The organism is Siminovitchia fordii DSM 16014 = CIP 108821, from assembly GCF_000374565.1.
Classification (GTDB): domain Bacteria; phylum Bacillota; class Bacilli; order Bacillales; family Bacillaceae_C; genus Siminovitchia; species Siminovitchia fordii.
Genome location: NZ_KB894689.1, coordinates 149,257 through 170,233, shown reverse-complemented (window position 1 = coordinate 170,233; position 20,977 = coordinate 149,257). Strand labels below are relative to the sequence as shown.

Genomic DNA, 20,977 nt, shown 5'->3' with positions numbered 1-20,977 from the left:
CCCTATGTCTTTTCTTTGTAGAAATATTCCATAGTTAAAATTTTATTTTGACTGGGCAAGCGCATTGGTTGCCAGAACAGGCCGGGTATTCCCGTACTTTGTTGCCTGTTCAAATGCATACGCAATGCGCAGTACCTCAAAGTCTGCATGATAAGGACCAACAATTTGGAGGCCAAGCGGAAGACCATCAGAAGTAAATCCTGAAGGCACTGATAATGCTGGATTGCCAAGTGCTGAAATATAGCAGCAGGAACGCATCCAGTCTATGTAATGTTCCATCTTCACTCCATTAATTTCTGTTGGATATTCTATATTCACATCAAAAGGAGGAACTTGGCTGACCGGCAGGATGAAGATATCGTATTTCTCAAAAAACACTCTCATTCGGTGATATAGCTCATTGCGAAGCCTCTCTGCCCTGCCTATATCGATCCCGCGCAAGTCACGGCCTTTATTAAAATTCCAAACGTAGCTCGGTTTCATTAGATGACTGAATTTATCAAACAAGTCCTTGCCGCCCATTTCAAATTCCCAGGCCCTTAATGTATGGAACACCTCATCCGCTTCCGCTAAATTGGGACTTGCCTCTTCTACATGACAGCCTAAATCGGTAAATACCTTCAACTGCTCCTGGAGATTTTTTCTTACCGCAGGTTCAACAGGAATTTCCCCGCCAAAATCACAGGTCCATGCCACCCTCAAACCGCTTATATCCTTTTTGAATGGTTCTAAAAATTTTTCACCCGACTCATGGATTGCAATCGGCGATCTTTTATCATATCCTGCAATCACTGACATCAGAAAAGCCACATCTTCCACATTTCTTGCAATCGGCCCCTGAACACCAAGTGTCGAATAAGGGGCCGCTTTCGGATAGGAGGGCACCCGTCCCGGTGATGGTCTCATTCCTACCACATTGTTGAAGGCAGCCGGAAAACGCAACGACCCGCCCATATCACTTCCATCCGCAAAAGGCAGCATGCCAGAGGTTACTGCAGCTGCCGCCCCTCCGCTGCTTCCACCCGCAGTACGGTTGAGGTCATAAGGGTTTCTTGTTGGTCCGAATATCTCATTAAATGTATGGGCACCAGCCCCAAACTCCGGCACATTCGTTTTGCCAATTACGATGGCCCCTGCATTTTTTAACCTTTCCACAATGAGGTCATCCTCTTTGGAAACGTTATCAATTAATGCTAGAGAACCGCTTGTCATAGGGAAACCTTTTGCATTATGTGTATCCTTAATGGCAATCGGGAGACCATGGAATGGGCCTGCCTCTTCTCCGGAAGCAAGTATTTGATCAGCTTGATCCGCAGATTTCAATGCCGCTTCCTCATTTAGCGAAACAATCGCATTGATGCTTGGATTTACTTTTTCGATTTGTTCCAGGTGCGCTTCCATCACTTCACGAGCTGATAATTCACGCTTTCGAACGGCTCTGGCCAGCTCGCGGGCAGTAAAATAACAAATTTCATTCATCTTTAAACAACTCCTGATTCTATTAATTTTTTAAAAATACGGAGAAAGAACTAGGGTCGATTGTCGACAATTAAAGAAATGTTTTTAGTATTATATAAACAAACTTAAATTATTTCAACACTCTTTAAATAATTTATTCAATTCCGAACTTTTGGAGGGTATTTCAATAACTGAATTGAATAGCCGTATTTAATGGGAATTTAGTCACAGAATGACATAAACGCACCGATATTTTAGATAAATTAGAACTTTTGTAATTGTTGACACAATAAAAGAGGTTTTATAGAATGCAGTAAATCGACTGTCGACAATTTATAATACTCCAACCGAGAAAAGAAAGCGCTTCAAAAAAATGACTTAACTCTAAAATTTGGAAAAGAGGGATATGCATTGAAAGAAAAGTATTTTTCAAGATTAGAAGAACTGTATCCAGAGTTAGTTGACTTCAGAAGGGATTTACACATGTACCCGGAGCTGTCTCATACGGAGGAAGACACTCCAAAGAAAATTGCAGACTTCCTGACTTCCATTGGTTTAGAGGTCAGAACAGGCGTAGGCGGGCGTGGAGTTGTTGGAATCCTTAGAGGAAGCAAACCCGGAAAAACGGTGGCTCTCCGTGCTGATTTTGATGCTTTGCCCATTCAGGATGAAAAGGATGTCGACTATAAATCTCGAATTCCCGGTGTCATGCATGCTTGCGGCCATGACTTGCATACAGCTGCCCTGCTAGGTGTAGCTAAAGTTCTCAGCGAGAATCGCGACAGTATCAACGGCAATATTGTTTTTATCCATCAATTTGCGGAAGAGGTCATTCCTGGAGGAGCCAAAGCGATGATTGAGGACGGCTGTTTGCAGGATGTAGATGTCGTTTATGGCGCCCATGTCAGTTCAAGCGATCCCCTTGGAAGGGTTGGGATAAAAGAAGGTTATGCAATGGCAAACGGCGACATTTTTGAAATAGAAATATCCGGTAAAGGCGGACATGCGGCTACCCCTCATTTAACCGTAGATCCTCTTGTTGTAGGGGGTCAACTGCTTTTAAACTTGCAGCAAATTGTCAGCCGGCAAGTCGATCCGATTGATTCGGCCGTCGTTACTGTAGCGTCCTTTCATGGCGGAGAAGGATATAACGTAATTCCTGACAAAGCAAAAATCACAGGTACGGTCAGGACTTTCAAGGAAGGCGTCCGTGACCACATCGAAAAAGCCATTGGACAAATCGCTGAATCAACATGCGGCGGGCTCGGAGCATCTGTCGATTACAAATATACACGCGGCTATCCTGCTGTGGTCAATCATCCGGAAGAGACGGATCGGGTTGAACAAGTGGCGGTATCGTTATTTGGAAAAGAAATGGTTAAACAAAATCCACCACAAATGGGAATGGAAGACTTCGCTTATTATTTGAAAGAACGGCCGGGTTCCTTCTTTTGGGTAGGCGGAGCATTGGAAGACCAAACGAAAATATATCCTCATCATCATCCAAAATTTGATGTAGACGAACAGGCTATCCTATATATTGGCAAACTCTTTATCGGCCTGGTATCGGATTTCTTGTCACTCAATGAAAACAAAACTGCCTTGGATAAAGAAGCAATCCAATAACCTTTTTAAAGAAAGATTGGGAAGGAGAGAGTTCATTGATAAAGGAAGTTATGAAAACCTCCAATTCTGCACCCATTTGGATCATTGCCTTCAGCGTCATATTTATCGTGATTTTCCAAGCTTTGATTTTCATTAGAATGGCAAAGAAAACAGCTCCTGAGGTTGGAATGACACCTAAAGAGGTGAAGACTGCCATCAAGACCGGGTTAATCGGATCAATTGGTCCATCTATGGGTATTGGAATCGTCATCATTTCGCTGATTGCATTAATCGGCTCTCCATTGACGATGATGAGAATCGGCATTATTGGATCGGCTTCAACAGAAGCCGCGGCTGCAGAAATCGGCGCAAAGGCGTTTGGCAGCAGCCTTGGAACAGAATCCTTTACAGTTGAAGCCTTCTCAACAGTTGTCTGGACGATGTGCCTTGGAGGGATGGGATGGCTGATCTTTGCCTTCCTTTTTACAAAGTCCCTCGGGAATGTCCAGAACAAGCTGAAGTCGAAAAATCCGAAATTAATGGGAATCGTATCGGCTGCGGCCATGATGGGGGCCTTTGGATACCTGGCCGTTGAAAAAATGGTGATTGATATCAGTTCGGCGATTGCAGGTCTTATGGCGATCATTACGATGTTTGCCGTATTGTACATCGCTAAAAAAACCGGAAAGTCCTGGTTAAAAGAATGGTCCCTGGCAATATCAATGGTTGTCGGAATGTACTCTGGGTACCTTGTTTCGCTTATTTAAGCTTTAGTAAAAACGATAGAATAGGAGGAGGAAAATCAATGGCCCTTAATCCACAAAAAGTATTGCAGGGAGATGCCAGTATCAATCAAGGTATGGCAAACTTTCATAACAAAGCACATTTTTGGGGGCGCTTGACTCTTTTTATGACAATTTTGGCTTCCCTATCAGCCCCCCTTTATATGTCATTTGTTGTGGGAGCCCATCCTGGTTGGGGGCCAATCCTTGCCGGATTGATTGGATATGCCGGCTTTATAGGCGTCATGTGGGTGATTGAACCGATTACTTACTACCCTATTCTCGGGATTGCCGGAACCTACCTGGCCTTCTTGTCAGGAAACATTTCAAATCTGTGCCTGCCATGTTCAGCTGCTGCCCAAGAAGCGATCGGTGCGGAAAACGGGTCCAACAAAGGCGAAATTGCCGGTGTTTTTGGCATAGCGGTTGCTTGCTTAGTTAACACAATCGTCATTGTCATCGTCATCTTAGGCGGTTCTTATATTATCATGATGCTGCCTGAGGCTATCAAAAGTGCTTTCAACTTTATTCTTCCGGCCATCTTCGGTGCAGTCCTCGGCCAATTTGCCTTTAAAACTCCATTATACGGATTAGTTGGCTCCCTGATTGGACTGGCTATATTGGTTTCTCCTATCATCAGCTTTATTAAAATTGCATTATGCGTAGCAATGACAATAACTTTTATATTGTATATGGAAAAACTGAAAGACAAAAAAAGAGCTTCTTAGTTTGATGACATATAACAAGGATGATCATGAGCACTCCCGCTGACTTGGCAGGAGTGCTTTTAACAGAAGCAATTAGTGCGACAATACCAGCTATTAGAACGACAGGTGGATTATATTGGATTTTAAGAACCTTGGAAGCTAATAAATCATCTGATGAAAACCCTATTTCACAAGCCAAATAAGTGATATCGGTTCTAAAAAAATAGGCGTTTTTATTTCTCACAAAAATCCAATTTCCCATTTTAGCCGTTATTACTTTGTAATAATATGGAAAATTGCGAGGTCATGAAAAAAGACGCCTGCCTTCCTCAACGGAGAAAGCAAAGCGTCTTTAAGCTTTTTTTAATACAGGCTCACCCGTCAAAATATAAAAGACTTGATGAAAATTCTGTGTTTCCAAGTTAAAAAGTTAGAGAGGTGTTTAAGTTCCGATCTGCACGGGTAGAGACTATAGGCAGGCAGGATCCTAGGAAGAATAAATATTTTAGGTTGGATAGCGAGTGTGGCTATCATGGTATTTGGCGAAGGCGGTGCCGATACTCTTTGTTATGTCTGAGCCTGCTTATATGGAATTCCATAAGAACAGATTGCAATCGATAAAAAAGTACAGGTATACCACTTAATCCTGCAATAGCTGAAAAGAGCAATGAGGGAATGCAACTTCCCCACTGCTCTCTTATTACTCACCCTATTTTCTATGATCCCTGTTATCCATATGACATTAAGCTGGATTTGAAAATAATTGTTTCTTCTACCATTCTGTCAGACTTCCTCAAATAGAAAACCCCCTCCACAGGAAGTTCCGACATCTCCAGTACCTCGGCAAACACCCCATCCGTTTCCTATCAAAATACTCATTTTGGTGCCCCCTTTAAGATTCCACCCTGCCTTTAGCAGGAAGGTTTACCCGGAATCTATGCGGGAATAAAAAAACCAAAGGCAAAAATTTCTATAAAATGAGGTGAACACAATGGCAAAAGATGTTTTATGTGATGTGGACTCCTGTAAATATTGGGTTAAAGGAAACAGATGCGATGCGAACGAAATATTTGTCACCTCTCATGTACCTGAAGCTGAGACAGTCAAGGAAACGGATTGCCAAACATTTGAAAGAAGATAAGGTGGATGAAGAAAACGGGTTGTACAAAGGAATTGTGCGGCCTGTTTTTTGATGGCATTGGATTAAACCGGCTATTCAACATACCTTTTATGATTGTCGGCATAGCCAAAACCAATGATAAGTCTTTGTCAAATTGAACCAGCAATTGATTCGACATTCCGTAAACTAGGCGTTGGTTTACCAAAAGAAAAAAGGAGGAAATCGTATGTTACAAGACAAGAAAGGAACTTCCAAAGAAGCCGAGAAGCAAACTAAAAGGACAAAGACATCTTTTCCTACTGACCCTGATAGGGATGCAGCCGGGGCTGGCGGAATGGCACCAGTAACTGAAAAAGATAGTGAAGAAAAAGAGTCATAAGAAGCATTTACCTTCTAAGCAGGTCCCTAATAGGCTGACATATCCCCTTCATGGTTGAGAAAAATAAAAATGATGTCATTCTGGTATCAAAACAATTATTAACCAATCTAGAGCACCCAAATTTAGATAGATCTCGTCCGATTCCTTGAGTTTTTCCGCTGATCGTTCAAACGGCCTCCCCTAAAATTCAAAGGACTGCTACCTGCCTGTAGGAATCTGTAAGCATAATATATTGACAATAAATATTTAGAGTCTTATATTATTATAAAATAGTTAAATTTTAATTAAAACTTTTCTTATCAAGAGAGGCGGAGGGACTGACCCTATGAAGTCTCGGCAACCAGCATATCATTGCCCGGTGCCAATTTCAGAGGAATTGTAAACAATTCCGTAGATAAGAAGGTGGATAAATCTTGAATAAATGAAATTCAAACTCCCCTTCTATTCGTATGTAATGGGGAGTTTTTTTCGTTCAATAAAATTCTTTTGACCAAAAGTAACTTTCCACAAAGTCATCTAATAACCAGGAGGTAATATGAATGTCAGCTTTACGTATAGCATTGTTGGGATATGGCACAGTAGGCAATGGGGTTTATAAAACCATTCAAACACATCAGGAAAAGCTTAAAAGGATACTTGGAAATGATGTAAAAGTTGTTGCAATACTTGTTAAAAATATTGAAAAACATCTTGCACCCGATTCGGATGTTCTTTTAACTGATGATTTCAAGGAAATTATTACACTTGATAAGCTTGATGTTGTAATTGATGCCATCGTTGGTAAAGAACCCAGCTTTAGTTACTTGCAGCAAGCAATTAACAAAGGGTGTCATGTGATAACGGCCAACAAAGAAATGTTTGCCCATCATGGAGCTGAATTAAAGCAATTAGCCAAAGAGCAAGGAGTAACTTTGGGGTTTGAGGCAACTGTCGCAGGTGGAATTCCAATTATCCAAACTCTGCGGCAACTGTTAAATGTAAATAATATACAAAAAGTGCAAGGCATCCTTAATGGAACCTCTAATTTTATTTTGACAAAGATGAGAGAAGACGGCTGTTCATTTGAAACAGCATTAAAAGTAGCACAAGAAAATGGATATGCAGAAGCTGATCCTACAAATGACATCGAAGGATATGACGCCTTTTACAAAGCGGTGATTTTAAGCGAGCTGGCATTTGGAGAGAAACCTGATTGGGAGGAATCGATTCGAATAGGGATTAAATCAATCACACCTGAGCAAATTAATCTATTTACATCGTTCGGTTATCGATTTAAACATATAGCCTCTATAGAAAAGACTGCGGCAGGAATCATATGCTCAGTAAAACCTGTACTGGTAAATGAAACACATCCATTTTATCAAATCGAAGGTGTTCAAAATGCTGTATCGATTGACGGAGATATTGTGGGGAACATTAGCCTCCAAGGACCAGGAGCTGGAATGTTTCCAACTGCAAGTGCCATTATCGAAGACCTGGTTTATATAAATAAATATAATTTTTCACCCACTTTCTTAGATGAACAAAATGGATTAAGTTTGAAACTATCTAGTACTTATTGGGCCATAGGAGGAGATATGGTTTCAGAAAACCTGCCTCCTCATATTAAAATCATTGACAGGCTTCATCCAAACGTTCTCCTTGTCGAAGCCTCAGAGGAGGACATTTATAGTATTCAATCGCCAGATATTTATTGTTATCAAGTTCTTGGAAAAGTATTGATTGAAGAAGCAGCGCTTGTAGACTAATGAATTTGTCTCGATTGTGCAATAAAGCTTAAGAGACAACGATGAACGAACATAATATACAGCCGGATACGCTTTTGAACAGGCTGTATCATTCTAAAAACTGCCCGAAAATACTATTATGGAAAAAATACCTGGCATCCATGCTACAGCGTGGATGCCCAAACTATCTATTGCGCTTTTCAAAATTACCGACCTCTGGTTAATGCATTCCTTTCAAATATATTCATCCATGGCACATAAGCACCTGCCCTGTTACTTTCCAGACAAAAAATTACGTTTAGGTTGGTTGACATAAGGAATAGATAAAAATTTTCTGAGTAAACCGCGCATTATTATTTTGCGAACCATTCACTGTTTTAATAACAAGGACTTCGCATTAATTCCGTATACCATCATTTCTAATAAGTTTCTATACCTCTGTTTTCAAAATAACTTTTCAAACTTTCCTTTTTGAAATATGATAAAAATACATAAAATTTAGTCAAAATCGACTAATTAAGTCATTTTTGACTATCAAAAGAGGTGTGTGGGTCTTGGCTGCTTTTAATATGGAAGAAGGTTTGTTAAAGGATATTATTTTAAACTCTTTTGATGAGATTTTTATAACTGATGGTAATGGGATTGTTCTTGCCGTTAGTCCAACTTGCTATGAGTTGTATGGAGTGGAGTCAAGTGATTTAGTCGGGAAAAGTGTATTTGACCTTGAAAGGAAAGGCATCTTAAATCCCTCTGTATCGGCTTTGGTATTAAAACACCGCCAAAGAGTGAATAAAGTTCAGGAAACGAATACAGGAAAAAGTGTTTTGGTCTCTGCTTATCCTTACTTTAAGGACGGGGAGTTGGCTTACACTTATAGTTACTCAAGAGATATAACTGAACTTGAAACTTTAAAAAGAAGAAACGAAGAAGTTGCTAAAACACTTGCCTATTATAAAGAGGAGTTTAACCAGATAAAAGAATATAAATATCTTTACTTTGAAAATAAAAAAATGGAACAGGTAATGGAAATTGCCAATAAAGTTGCAGACCTTGATGTAACTGTTTTAATCGAAGGGGAATCTGGCGTAGGAAAAAACCAGCTTGCTTATTCTCTACATAAACAATCTTTCCGTTCAAATGAGCCTTTTATAGAGGTAAATTGCGGAGCAATTCCTGAGTCCTTGTTTGAATCTGAAATCTTCGGTTATGAAGAAGGCGCGTATACAGGAGCCAAGCGCGGCGGTAAAGCAGGCAGTTTTGAACAAGCTAAATCAGGTACCCTCTTTTTGGATGAAATTGGGGAGATGCCGCTAAACTTGCAAGTCAAGCTCCTATCAGTGCTGCAAAACAAACGAATTACCAAATTGGGAGGCTCACGAGAAATTGATATAAATTGCCGTATTATTTGCGCAACAAACTCGGATCTAAAAAAATTAGTTGAGCAAGGGAAATTTCGTGAAGATCTGTATTATCGCCTGGATGTGATAAAGATCACCATCCCTCCCCTTCGTGAACGAAAAGATGAAATAGAGCCCTTGATTGAAGAATTCACAAGGGAATTTAATGAGAAGTATCGTTTCAACAAACACTTTTCCTCACAAATGATTACCCGATTAACTGAAAAGAATTGGCCGGGAAACGTGCGGGAGCTTCGAAATTTTGTTGAAAGGACTATGATTACTTCAAATGAAGATATCATTACATTTGATCAAGAAGAAAATAGGAATCATGAAGAGTCCGATAAAATTACTCCTTTAAATGTTTTTATAGAAGCAATAGAGAGCGATTACATTAAAAGGATGTATTCAAAGTTCCCAAACAGTATTGCCTTAGGTAAAGCTTTGAAAATCAGTCAATCAACGGCAAACAGAAAAATACAAAAATACATTAAGTCCACTAGTCAAAATTGACTATTCCCCCAAAGAGAAGCCTATTTTTGTGCGCTATTTTGGTTGGCATAAAACTTGCTCTATCAAAGTATGAAAAACTGACAACGATGAGGAGGATTTTTATGCTAACTAAATACGCACCTATCAACTCGCAAGAATACCCTCGCTTTAGCGGAATTAAAACTTTTATGAGACTTCCACACGTTAAAACAGAGGAAAATATTGATTTTGCAGTTATCGGAGTGCCTTTTGACACCGGCGGAAGCTTTGCTGTTGGCACACGATTTGGTCCAGAGGCAGTCCGTTCCATGTCTTCACTGATCAGGCCATACAATCCCGGTCTGGAAATTGATATTTTCAACTATTGCTCTGGAGTAGATTACGGAGACTTGTCTGTAAATCCTGGTTACATCGAAGAATCTTATCAATTGATTGCAGCGCAATTAGAACCGATTTTAAACAATAATGTCATTCCCGTTTTAATCGGCGGCGACCACTCAGTTTCCTTGCCCCATTTGAGAGCAATAGCGAAGCAATACGGAAAAGTAAGTCTCGTTCATTTTGACTCCCACGGGGACACTTGGGACTCTTATTATGGAAAAAAATATACCCATGGAACGATGTTCAGGCGTGCAGTGGAAGAAGGAATCGTTGATCCGTCAAAATCCATTCAAATTGGCATGAGGGGAAGCCTTTACGGCCCTGAAGATATTAAAAATGCAGAGGATTTAGGCTATCAAGTCATCACTTCCCAAATGCTGAAAGGCATAACGGCAAGTAAGCTCGGAGATGTAATAAAAAATAGAACTGGGAATAATCCGATATTTGTTACGTTTGATATAGATTTCTTGGACCCTGCCTTTGCTCCGGGAACCGGCACTCCCGAAATAGGAGGATTCAGTACTTTTGAAGCACAGCAATTTGTGAGAACTCTCAAAGGGTTAAATATAAAAGGCTTTGATGTAGTGGAAGTCCTTCCTGACAGGGATCCAACAAAAGTAACAAGCTTAGCAGCCGCCAATATTTGCTTTGAGTTTATATCTATAATTGCTTACAACAAGAGGGAGAAACAACAACAAAGAAAGTAGTCTTTTCCAAAGACTTAAATAATAGATACTATGCCGCAAACCATAGTACGACTTCTTCCAGCCAGGATGAAATCTGGCTGGAAGAAGTCGTACAAAAGTTAAATAATTTATGTTCAGAAAGGTGTGAGTGCTTTTTAAAACAGGTCAAAGAAAGTCTTAGTTGGAATTAATTTTACTTTGTAACACATGCTACTAGGCTTAAATCAACGCACCTGAGATCCTTTTTCTTAGAATATATTATTTGGGGGTTTAATCATGGTAAATAATTTAGATTTAGCAGTAATGATATTTTATCTACTCCTCCTGGTTACAATTGGCGTTATTAGTATACGCCGAATAAAAAGCCAAAAAGAATTCTTAATTGCTGGAAGTAGACTAGGATATGGTCTCTATGTACCTGCAATGGCAGCTGTTGTGTTAGGCGGTGCCTCAACACTAGGAGGGTCAAGCCTGGGCTATTTATACGGAATATCAGGCATGTGGTTAGTCGTCATGATTGGACTTGGGATACTTGGAATGGGTGTTTTGTTTTCAAAAAAACTTAGTGCGGCTAATGTATATAGTGTTAGCGAGTTGCTAGGTAAACGTTTTGGCAAAGAAAGTCGTTCATTGAGTGCAGTTGTAATGGCTGTCTATGATCTTATGGTAGCTGTAACCGGAATTATTGCAATTGGTGTAGTCCTATCGACTTTGTTTGGTTGGAGCACGACTTTTGCAATGGTAGCAGGCGGCGTCATTGTTCTTTTATATACCATTTTAGGTGGTATGTGGGCAGTTACCTTAACAGATGTAATCCAGTTTTGGATAATGACTGTTGGGCTTATTTTCATACTTTTACCTACAAGTATTGTTGAAATTGGTGGTGTTAACAGTTTAATTGATAAGGTTGACCCTTCTTTTCTGAGTCTTTCCAATATCGGGGGATCCCAAATATTTTCATACTTCCTTCTATATTTCTTTGGTATGATGATTGGCCAGGACATTTGGCAAAGAGCTTTTACTGCAAAAAGTGAAAAAATATTAAAAAGAGGTACGATTTTAGCTGGATTATACTGTATTATTTACGCAATAGCTGGGGCGATTATCGGTATGGCTGCAAGTGTGTTGTTACCTAACTTGAATGATCCTCAACAAGCAATCCCTGAACTAGCCGTTCACTTTTTACCTATTGGATTGGTGGGACTTGTTATAGCAGCTATTCTTTCTGCAGTTATGTCTACTGCATCAGGAACTATTATGGCATCTGCAACTATACTTGTTAATGATTTAATTTTGCCTTATTCAAGGAAAGAATTATCAGATAAATCAAAATTAAAGTTGACAAGAGTCGTACTATTAATTGTAGGGATACTAGCCATTTTGATAAGCGTATGGTTAAAAAATATTGTTGTTGCCCTTGACGTGGCTTATGCCCTATTGTCCGGAAGTATTTTTCTTCCAGTTTTAGCGGCGTTTTTCTGGAAAAGAGTTACTTCAAAAATTGTGCTGTTTTCGATGGCTATAAGTTCATTTGTAGTTTTGTTAGATTTAATTATAGAAGGCCTATCATCATTAAACGCGATATTGTTTGGAATTATAGCTAGTGGAATATCTATGCTTATAGGCGTCATATTTTTTTCCTCTAATCCACCGGATGAAAATATAGAAAAAAAAGAGTCCATTCTATAAGTAAGAAAACACTAATGTAAGCGCTTTTAACAATTGTCCTTAAATGCATAAAATTTTTAGAGGTTTGTGAGAGATTTTCCAAAAAACATCCAACGGGGTTTTTTTCACTAATAAGGACGAAAGAAAGCGAAGCTTGTACACTTTTTCAGCTAGATTCCTATCATGGAACCCAGATTCAATTAATTTCAGCGAAACGCCAAAACCGCGCGCAACCAATATGCACGCGGCTTTTTTAATTGTTTTCTCAATCAACCGTTCATGGATATCCGCTCGCTCAGCATTCAAATTCAAACTTTTCCACCTATGTGACCTGTTCACCTAAGTCTTCGCTACTTCTCCTGTCCCTCAGCTTTCATTTTTGCTGCCCGGATTTTATAAATGACAAACAAAAGAATGAACCACAAAGGAGTTACAAACAGGGCAACCCGGGTGTCTTTTCCAAGTGCCAGCACGACCAATATAAACGCGAAGAAAGTTAAGATTAAGTAATTGGCAAATGGAAAAAGCGGCATTTTAAACTTACTCGCTTTGGCTAATTCCGGTCTTGTTTTCCGATATTTTAAATGGGCAAGGACGGTGATTCCCCATATAAAGATGAAACAAAATGTGGATACGCTAGTGACAAGCGTGAATACTCCTTCCGGAATGGTATAGTTCAACACAACACTAATCAGTATCGCCACAGCTGAAAAAAACAAGGCATTGGAAGGCACTTTATGGTTCGTTAGTTTTGTTAATGTTTGAGGCGCCTGTCGATTTTTTGCAAGTGAGTACATCATTCGGCTTGTACTGAAAACGCCGCTGTTGCAGGCCGATGCCGCCGATGTCAGAACGACAAAGTTGATAATGCCGGCAGCTGCTGTTATACCGACTGCCGCAAATACTTGGACAAAAGGGCTTTCATCCGGCCTAACGGCTGTCCAAGGATAGATGCTCATGATCACCACCAGCGCGCCAACGTAAAAAATAATGATACGTATGGGAATATTGTTAATTGCTCTGGGAATGACCCTCTCTGGATCTTCTGTCTCACCAGCAGTGAGTCCTACAAGCTCAATGCCCGCAAATGCAAACATGACCATTTGAAAAGAGAGGACGAAACCGGTCATCCCATTCGGAAACATGCCGCCGTGACGCCAAAGATTGGTGAAACTCGATGGACCTGCATTTGTGGAGAAACCTTTCAAAATCATTATGGTGCCTATGACAATCAAGGCCAGTATGGCAACGACTTTAATTATTGCAAACCAGAATTCCAGTTCTCCGAAAAGTTTTACAGTAGCCAGGTTGATCAACAGCAATAAAATTAGTGTGATGAGACCCGGCACCCATTGTGGAACGGCGGGAAACCAAAATTGAATATAAATTCCAACTGCTGTCAAGTCGGCCATGGCAATCGTGACCCAGCAGAACCAATAGGTCCAGCCAGTGATAAAGCCTGCCGTATCACCAAAATAATCCTTCACGAAATCAACAAAAGAATGATAGCTTAAATCGCTTAGAAGAATCTCTCCCAGTGAGCGCATGATTAAAAAACCAATGGCGCCTGTTATCAGATAAGCAAATAAAATAGATGGCCCTGCCAAATGTATCGATTTCCCTGCACCAAGAAACAATCCCGTTCCGATGGCTCCGCCTATGGCAATTAATTGTACGTGTCTGTTTTTTAAACCTCTTGATAAATCTTCCTGCTGCATGTGACTTACCTCTCTAACTATTTAGGATTTGTGAATTGTTTTCAGCTATCCTTAATATATTGATACCCATAAAAGTACTTCAGCTAAGCTAAAAAGGAGCGAATAAGTGATTCCAACTTGCGCTCATTTAGACAGAAATGGAAAGTACTTCTAGTCTCTTTAATGTACTTTACCCGCAAAAGCAGGGAAAAATAGGTGTTTTTCTTTTTTCTTATCACTTTTCGTGTTTTTTGACTGGATGCTTCTTATAAAAGGCAAAAAGTTCAGGGACTTTCCATATCCGTTTGGCAAGGAGCTATTGGAGGGTGCTGCTAAACTGGCGGGCCCAACACGGCAAAAAAAGCAGAGCTTTTATAAGGGAGTTGGAGTTTTTATATGAGTGTTGGGGTTTTTATATGAGAGTGGCAGCCTTTATACGAGAGTTGGGAGCTTTATACGAGGGTTGCAGCTTTTATACGAGAGTGGGAGCTTTTATAAAAGAGTTGCAGCTTTTATACGAGAGTTGGACCTTTTATAAGAGAGTTGCAGCTCTTATTCGAGAGTTGAGCTTTATATGAGAGTGGCAGCCTTTATACGAGAGTTGGGAGCTTTATACGAGAGTTGGGAGCTTTATACGAGAGTTGCAGATTTTATATGAGAGTTGGGGCCTTTATACGAGATTGGGAGATTTATAAAAGAGTTACAGCTTTTATTCGAGAGTTGGGGCTTTTATACGGGAGTTGCAGATTTTATTCGAGAGTGGGAGATTTATACGAGAGTTGAGCTTTATATGAGAATTGTAGCCTTTATACGAGAGTTGCAGCTTTTATACGAGAGTGGGAGCTTTTATTCGAGAGTTGAGCCTTATATGAGAATTGTAGCCTTTATACGAGAGTGGGAGCTTTTATTCGAGAGTTGCAGCCTTTATACGAGAGTTGCAGCTTTTATTCGAGAGTTGCAGCCTTTATACCAGAGTGGGAGCTTTATAAAAGAGTTACAGCTTTTATATGAGAGTTGTAGCCTTTATATGAGAGTTACAGCTTTTATATGAGAGTTGTAGCCTTTATATGAGAGTTGCAGCCTTTATTAGAGAGTGGGAGCTTTTATACGAGAATTGCAGCTTTTATATGAGAGTTGTAGCCTTTATATGAGAGTGGCAGCTTTTATTTGAGTGTTGGGAGCTTTATACGAGAGTTGCAGCTTTTATACGAGAGTGACGCCTAAAATTAACGCGTTTAGATGGATGGAACTACATCCGGTTGACTATTGTAAAAGAGACATTGAAGTGTTAATGTTTTAATAAATTAAAATAAGAGAAAATTAGGAATTCACACAAGATAAGTTCAACCAACAATAAACCCTAGATGTTTTTAAGTTTCCAAAGGAGGTGGGAAATCCCAAATAAGAACGCATCTGCTGTATCGGAGCATTTTTAGGATGACCTAATCTGAATGCAATACCCACCAGTCTGGTTTTCAATCCTGAATGAACTGCCGACTGACCTGAAAAGGAGGAGTGAAACATGAATAAACACACTTTGCAGCGGGCTTATTGGATCACGATGCTGGTTTTGTTTTTTCCATTTATTTTTCCATTATTTCAAGTTGCCAACAGGCCGACACCCATCATTTTAGGTTTGCCCTTTTCACTTTTTTGGATTTGCCTATGGATGGTTATTGTATTTTTAACCGTCCTCATCTTTTATTGGTTGGATCCGGATAATACAAAGGGGGAGTAAGAGTTGGAACAATGGCAAATTGCTTTAATCATGATGATAGCTTATTTGATCATTGCTTTGGGGATTGGAATCCTGTCCGGCGTAGGCAGGGACTCGGGTTCACTGACTGAATTTACCGTTGCCGGCAGAGATTTGAACTTGTTTATCACCTGGTTTTTAATGGGAGGCGCCATTTTCAGCGCTTTCGCATTTTTGGGAGGACCGGGCTGGGCCTTTTCCCGTGGAGCGCCGGCATTTTATATATTGGCCTATTTGGTTTTCGGCATTGTCCCCTGGTATTTTGTCGGTCCCAAGGTCGGCAAAATCGGCCGGAAGTTTGAGCTTTATTCACTTGTAGGTTTTTTAAAGGGGAGATTTGAAAGCAGGACACTTGCCATTTTAATAGGAATTATTTCCTTCTTTGCTTTTATCCAATACTTGGCTATTCAGTTGAAAGGCATGGCCATCATTTTCGACGTCATGACCGAAGGCCGGATCCCCTTCTGGCTCGGAGCATTGATCGCGTACGCCATCGTCGTTATTTATGTAGCAACTGGGGGACTCCGGGCCGCCGCATGGTCTGATGTATTTCAAGGGTTGCTGATGATTATCGTTTCGTGGACAGTCGGCCTTTTTATCGTAAAAAAATTACATGGGAATACAACTTCGATGTTTGAAAGAATCATAGAAGAAAAGCCCGGATTCCTTGAAATCGGTTCAGCGGGGTCAACCATGTCTCCAATGGCCTTCACCACTTTGATCATTGTTTCTTCCATTGGACTGCTTATGTGGCCACATTTGTTCTCACGTTCTTATTCTTCCGGAAGTAAAGCGATCAAACAGACAGTCATTGCTTATCCCATTTTCGCTTTATTTCTTTTACCTTTGCTGTTGGCAGGTTTTGCCGGAATCGGTTTCGTGAGCATGGAGCAATTGGGAGATCCGGATCAAATCCTTCCCTATCTCATCACAACCGTTCTGGATATGCCTGGCGTTGTTTACGGACTTGTCGGTGCGGCAGCGCTTGCGGCTGCGATGTCATCGGCAGATGTCATCACGCACAGTGCTTCCCTTGAGTTCACTGACGGAGTAATCAGAAACATAAAGACCGACCTTTCCGACAAGACCGTTCTCTTTATCATGAGGAGCGCGGTTGTCATGATTGGAGCCTTGGCCTACCTTGTTGCAGTATTCGGCGGACAGGGACTCATTGCATTGCTTGCTGGTGCGTACGGCTCGATTGTCCAGTTTGCACCAGGTATATACAGTGCCCTTTATTGGAAAAGAGCGACAGCTTCCGGTGTGATTGCCGGCCTATTGACCGGATTTGTGGTAAACGTCTACTTTCAAATGATCCAGACAAACACTCCTTTGGATATTCATGCAGGAATTCTAGGGCTCATGGCAAATATCATTGTCTTTATAGCTGTCAGCTATCTGACTAAACCGCTGAACGAAGATGTTGCCAGGCAGTATGTAGAAATAGAGTAGGGAAAGCTTTCAGTCTCTTTAACTCGTATGTAGCCTATCAAGTGATATGGATCCGGTGTATTACAACTCAATATATTACTCATTTTTGAAGATCTATCATTTACTAACGTCCACTCATTTGAAGGTAGTTGTCATAAGATATACCATCTTAGGGCTAAAGGTGGTGTTTGTAATGAGTGATGGCGGAGGATACGGGGCAGGATTTGCGCTTATCGTAGTCCTATTCATCTTGTTGATTATTGTTGGAACTGCTTATGGCGGAGGATATGGAGGTTACGGCGGTTACGGCGGGGGCTGGTGGTGGTAACCCACTTATCCCCCACTTTTATTGGAACGGAGTATCCTTCCGTTCCTTATTTCGTTTTTCAGAGCTTCCGAAGTCATCAGTAGTTTCGTGAGATTGCGCTAGTTCTACTGTAAAGAGCCATAACTGCTTTTCGGATTGAAAGTCGATTCTTGTATCGTATTCGTCATTTGACTTTAAAATAAAGCAATATCCTTTTAAAAGGAGAATATCATATCATGAAGCAAAACAAGATCCACTTTCCTTTGTCATTCCCTGAATTAGAGACAGAAAGGCTATTCTTGAAGAAAATCCGGCTATCAGACGCTTATGACCTTCATACATATTATCCGATGCGGAAGTCAGAAAATATATGGGAATATCGCCTTATACAAAAATAGAAGAAACATATAAGGAGATAGAATGGTACAACAAAATATACAGGACGAAAACTGGGATTAGATGGGGAATCGCTTTAAAGGGTGACCCGACAATTATCGGGAGCTGCGGATTTTTAAGTATGAACCAAGCACATTTCCGGGCTGAAATTGGCTATGAGTTGCATAAGGACTTCTGGAGAAGAGGGATTGTTAGCGAAGCGATGGCGGCCATCATCCAATACGGGTTTGAAAAAATGAAGGTAAATAGGATTGAAGCATTGGTTGAACCTGAAAATACAGCTTCTTTGCTTTTGCTGGAAAGCTTCAATTTTACCCGAGAAGGACTTCTTTGCGAATACGAATATGGGGCAGGAAAATTTGATGATTTATACATGTATGCCTTGCTCATGAGAGATTACAAGAATTTTATATGAAGAGGCTGGGACCAAAGCATTATAGGTAATGAAAAATCCGAACTATGATTCAAATTTCTTTAAGTTAGAAATCGAATCAGTTCGGATTTTCTTGTTTAATATCTATAATATTCTATAATCATCAGCCTTTTTAGTTATGTCCCGGCCCTTCATTTTAAAATCACTTTTTCAATACATCATGATCGACATAACGCTCTCCGTTCAGTTCAGAGATGACATTGATGGCCACTTTTGCTCCGTCACCCGCTGTTACGATGGTGTGGACACTAACACCAGCGACTGTTCCGGCAGCCCAGATACCGTCGATGTTTGTTTTTCCATCGACACCGGCGTCTACGATTGTCTTAATTCGTGGCTCTGTTCCAGCCTTCGTGTTAACGCCAATTTTCTCAGCCAATGTGGCCAACGCACCCGTAGCGAGAATAACATGTTTAGCTTCGTATGTTCCGCTTTCCCCTTCAACCTTTAATCCGTTGTCGGTCTTCGTCACATTCACGACTGTGTCCTGAACAATTTCCGCCCCAAAATTCTCTGCCTGCTTTTTCCCGGTTTCAATTAATTCAGGTCCTGTAATATCCTCAATTCCGTAATGATTTCTAATCCATGCACGCTTAGTCATGCTCTTGTCACTATCAATGACGATTGTTTTCTTTCCGGCTTTGGCTGCAAAGATGGCTGCACTTCCTCCGGCCGTACCAGCTCCGATAATGGCGATGTCGTACATATATATCCTCTCCCCTACCTATTTCTCAGCTTCTATGATGTTCTTCAACAGCTCTGCTCGCCTGCAGTATATCATATTTTCTGAAAATTGATGCGTAAGATGCTCAGTTTAAATTCATTTTCGAACTAATTTTCGCTGTCGAAATGCTTGGAAAAAAAGCTTAAAACCGGCGTTCTAAACGCCCAAAGATTTTTGATTCTTTTTTCCAATGTTTTTTCAGGAATGCTTACACTGACGGTATAATGAAAGGCGAGATCAATGTCCCTTCTAAACCAGGCCCTATTAACAAATTGCAATGACAGTGCGGTCCATATGCTCCATTCCCCAACAATTTTAGCCGTTTTTCTTAAGTATGATCCTGCTTCGGCATTTTCCGCTGCACATTGCTGATGACCTGCTTTCAGCACCTGTCCCACTCTCTTACATCACTCTTATCTGTTCCCTGTTTCATTTTTTCAAAACACCTTTGGTGAAGTAAAAAAACTCCCCTTATGTAGCAATAGATGCAAAAAGGGGTCCGTAAATTCGTTATAATTTTTTCTTCTCCTGGCAGGAGCACCTTGCATTCGCAGATAGTGGTGGTGTCATTGAGCCAGATTTTTCAATGACCTATCATTGATTCCGAGGACTTGCCCAAATAATATGAAACATATTTAACCAATGACTTTCCGACTTGTGGACGTTTAAACCTGAATCTCGGACAAGTTTTAAGATATCTCGGGTATGGTGACAACCGATCATTTTAAATAAAAGTGGATTCAAAACTCTTTGAGCTCCAGAAACCATTATATTGGAACTGATTCCATGTTCCAGCAATAATATTTTTCCTTCAGGCTTGCACCAATGCTGGATCTTTTTGAGCATCTCCAAAGGGTTTTCATAACAACAGAAAGATAAAGTCGACACAATGGTATCAAATGAGTGAGCGGCAAAATCCATTTTCTCTATGTCCATACAGATCCATTCAGCTTCAATATTGTAAGCCGATGCTTTTTTTCGAGCTCCGGCCAGCATCTCTTCGCTGAAGTCTGCAGCCGTCACCTTTACACCTGAAGGATAGTATGGAAAGTTGGCGCCCGCTCCAACAGCCAGTTCAAGCACTTCACCCTCCGCTTGGCTCAAAAGGTTTCTTCGCCACATTCTCAAGTTGGACGGCTCTTTATTCTTTTCGTACCTTTCCGCCTGCCTATCAAAAATACGTACCAACCTCTCTTTTTTCAACTCATCACTTCCCCCGCTCTGGTTTATTTAAATATAGCATCTATTAGGAAGTTTATTCAGATAGAAGAAATGAGGCCGGCGACAAAATCAGCAGATACTGATTTTCTCGGCAGCCAAACGACCATTGGGGAGAAATTTATTCAACAAACGGGAACGGATCCTTTCTGAAGATGGTGGCTATTCGTGACCACTTTTTGGAGAAACGCGCTTAACTCTCTATTAGTGACCGCTTTTTGGGATATACGCACAGAACGGGCTCTAATCCACACGATTCGTGACCGCTTTTTGGGATATACGCTCAGAACGGGCAGCTTTCCATACGATTGGTGACCGCTTTTTGGGATATACGCACAGAACGGGCTCTAATCCACACAATTGGTGACCGCTTTTTGGGATATACGATCAGAACGGGCACTAATCCACACGATTGGTGACCGCTTTTTGGGATATACGCCCGTAACGGGCACCTTTCCTCACGATTGGTGACCGCTTTTTGGGATATACGATCAGAACGGGCACTAATCCACACGATTGGTGACCGCTTTTTGGGATATACGCTCAGAACGGGCACTAATCCTTACGATTCGTGACCGCTTTTTGGGATATACGCTCAGAACGGGCAGCTTTC

19 protein-coding genes, 2 pseudogenes and 1 riboswitch are annotated in these 20,977 nt (G+C 40.8%); of the genes and pseudogenes, 15 read left to right on the top strand and 6 right to left on the bottom strand.

From position 1 onward, the window contains the following. Positions 1-42: 42 nt before the first annotated feature. Positions 43-1,479: an amidase gene (locus C509_RS0109565; protein ID WP_018706710.1), complete on the bottom strand. Its 1,437-nt coding sequence runs from the start codon at positions 1,477-1,479 to the stop codon at positions 43-45. A 390-nt stretch (positions 1,480-1,869) separates the two neighbouring features. On the opposite strand from C509_RS0109565, the gene C509_RS0109560 reads away from it, so the two are divergent. The 11 genes and pseudogenes from C509_RS0109560 (at position 1,870) to C509_RS0109515 (ending at position 12,423) form a co-directional block, all read left to right on the top strand. After that, entirely contained in the window at positions 1,870-3,084 is a 1,215-nt protein-coding gene (locus tag C509_RS0109560) for a M20 metallopeptidase family protein (RefSeq protein WP_018706709.1), read from the top strand. Positions 3,085-3,119: 35 nt separating this feature from the next. Further along, positions 3,120-3,830 carry a DUF5058 family protein gene (locus C509_RS0109555; protein WP_018706708.1) on the top strand — a complete coding sequence of 237 codons (711 nt, stop codon included), beginning with the start codon at positions 3,120-3,122 and terminating at the stop codon, positions 3,828-3,830. Between the two features lie 38 nt (positions 3,831-3,868). Beyond that, positions 3,869-4,573, top strand: coding sequence for a hypothetical protein (locus C509_RS0109550; RefSeq protein ID WP_018706707.1), 705 nt, complete (start codon positions 3,869-3,871; stop codon positions 4,571-4,573). 44 nt (positions 4,574-4,617) lie between these two features. Then, positions 4,618-4,755 carry a hypothetical protein gene (locus tag C509_RS26085; RefSeq protein WP_169509197.1) on the top strand — a complete coding sequence of 46 codons (138 nt, stop codon included), beginning with the start codon at positions 4,618-4,620 and terminating at the stop codon, positions 4,753-4,755. A 788-nt stretch (positions 4,756-5,543) separates the two neighbouring features. After that, positions 5,544-5,621: pseudogene (locus tag C509_RS27345) on the top strand (DUF1540 domain-containing protein); the annotation flags it as partial. Between the two features lie 77 nt (positions 5,622-5,698). Beyond that, positions 5,699-5,830, top strand: coding sequence for a hypothetical protein (locus C509_RS27210; protein WP_281168065.1), 132 nt, complete (start codon positions 5,699-5,701; stop codon positions 5,828-5,830). A gap of 68 nt (positions 5,831-5,898) precedes the next feature. After that, positions 5,899-6,051, top strand: coding sequence for a hypothetical protein (locus tag C509_RS26080; protein ID WP_018706704.1), 153 nt, complete (start codon positions 5,899-5,901; stop codon positions 6,049-6,051). Between the two features lie 293 nt (positions 6,052-6,344). Next, positions 6,345-6,452: riboswitch (SAM riboswitch) on the top strand. Positions 6,453-6,590: 138 nt separating this feature from the next. Next, positions 6,591-7,799 carry a homoserine dehydrogenase gene (locus C509_RS0109530; protein WP_018706703.1) on the top strand — a complete coding sequence of 403 codons (1,209 nt, stop codon included), beginning with the start codon at positions 6,591-6,593 and terminating at the stop codon, positions 7,797-7,799. Between the two features lie 560 nt (positions 7,800-8,359). Further along, positions 8,360-9,688, top strand: a complete 1,329-nt coding sequence (locus C509_RS0109525; protein ID WP_245542457.1) for a sigma-54 interaction domain-containing protein — start codon at positions 8,360-8,362, stop codon at positions 9,686-9,688. 101 nt (positions 9,689-9,789) lie between these two features. Further along, positions 9,790-10,755, top strand: coding sequence for an agmatinase (gene speB, locus C509_RS0109520; RefSeq protein ID WP_018706701.1), 966 nt, complete (start codon positions 9,790-9,792; stop codon positions 10,753-10,755). 255 nt (positions 10,756-11,010) lie between these two features. Beyond that, positions 11,011-12,423, top strand: coding sequence for a sodium:solute symporter family protein (locus C509_RS0109515; protein WP_018706700.1), 1,413 nt, complete (start codon positions 11,011-11,013; stop codon positions 12,421-12,423). Positions 12,424-12,462: 39 nt separating this feature from the next. Here C509_RS0109515 and C509_RS0109510 read toward each other — a convergent pair whose 3' ends face one another. Further along, positions 12,463-12,714 (bottom strand): hypothetical protein, encoded by a 252-nt coding sequence (locus tag C509_RS0109510; protein WP_018706699.1) that lies wholly within the window; start codon positions 12,712-12,714, stop codon positions 12,463-12,465. A 38-nt stretch (positions 12,715-12,752) separates the two neighbouring features. Further along, positions 12,753-14,120: an amino acid permease gene (locus C509_RS0109505; RefSeq protein ID WP_018706698.1), complete on the bottom strand. Its 1,368-nt coding sequence runs from the start codon at positions 14,118-14,120 to the stop codon at positions 12,753-12,755. A gap of 1,501 nt (positions 14,121-15,621) precedes the next feature. Between C509_RS0109505 and C509_RS0109490 the strand changes: the two genes are divergently transcribed. The 4 genes and pseudogenes from C509_RS0109490 to C509_RS24745 all read left to right on the top strand — a co-directional run bounded on the left by C509_RS0109490 (position 15,622) and on the right by C509_RS24745 (position 18,404). Beyond that, the gene (locus C509_RS0109490) at positions 15,622-15,837 is read left to right on the top strand and encodes a hypothetical protein (RefSeq protein WP_018706695.1); all 216 of its coding nucleotides are present in this window, start codon (positions 15,622-15,624) and stop codon (positions 15,835-15,837) included. 3 nt (positions 15,838-15,840) lie between these two features. Further along, positions 15,841-17,307, top strand: a complete 1,467-nt coding sequence (locus C509_RS0109485; RefSeq protein WP_018706694.1) for a sodium:solute symporter family protein — start codon at positions 15,841-15,843, stop codon at positions 17,305-17,307. Positions 17,308-17,479: 172 nt separating this feature from the next. Then, positions 17,480-17,563, top strand: a pseudogene (locus C509_RS27000) (YjcZ family sporulation protein); the annotation flags it as partial. 400 nt (positions 17,564-17,963) lie between these two features. Beyond that, positions 17,964-18,404 carry a GNAT family N-acetyltransferase gene (locus C509_RS24745; protein WP_342664518.1) on the top strand — a complete coding sequence of 147 codons (441 nt, stop codon included), beginning with the start codon at positions 17,964-17,966 and terminating at the stop codon, positions 18,402-18,404. Positions 18,405-18,564: 160 nt separating this feature from the next. Here C509_RS24745 and C509_RS0109470 read toward each other — a convergent pair whose 3' ends face one another. The 3 genes from C509_RS0109470 to C509_RS0109460 all read right to left on the bottom strand — a co-directional run bounded on the left by C509_RS0109470 (position 18,565) and on the right by C509_RS0109460 (position 20,349). After that, positions 18,565-19,128, bottom strand: a complete 564-nt coding sequence (locus C509_RS0109470) for an FAD-dependent oxidoreductase (RefSeq protein ID WP_018706692.1) — start codon at positions 19,126-19,128, stop codon at positions 18,565-18,567. A gap of 125 nt (positions 19,129-19,253) precedes the next feature. Further along, positions 19,254-19,544: a hypothetical protein gene (locus C509_RS0109465; RefSeq protein WP_018706691.1), complete on the bottom strand. Its 291-nt coding sequence runs from the start codon at positions 19,542-19,544 to the stop codon at positions 19,254-19,256. Positions 19,545-19,740: 196 nt separating this feature from the next. Next, on the bottom strand, positions 19,741-20,349 hold the full coding sequence (locus C509_RS0109460; protein ID WP_018706690.1) for a class I SAM-dependent methyltransferase: 609 nt from the start codon (positions 20,347-20,349) through the stop codon (positions 19,741-19,743). Positions 20,350-20,977: the final 628 nt, after the last annotated feature.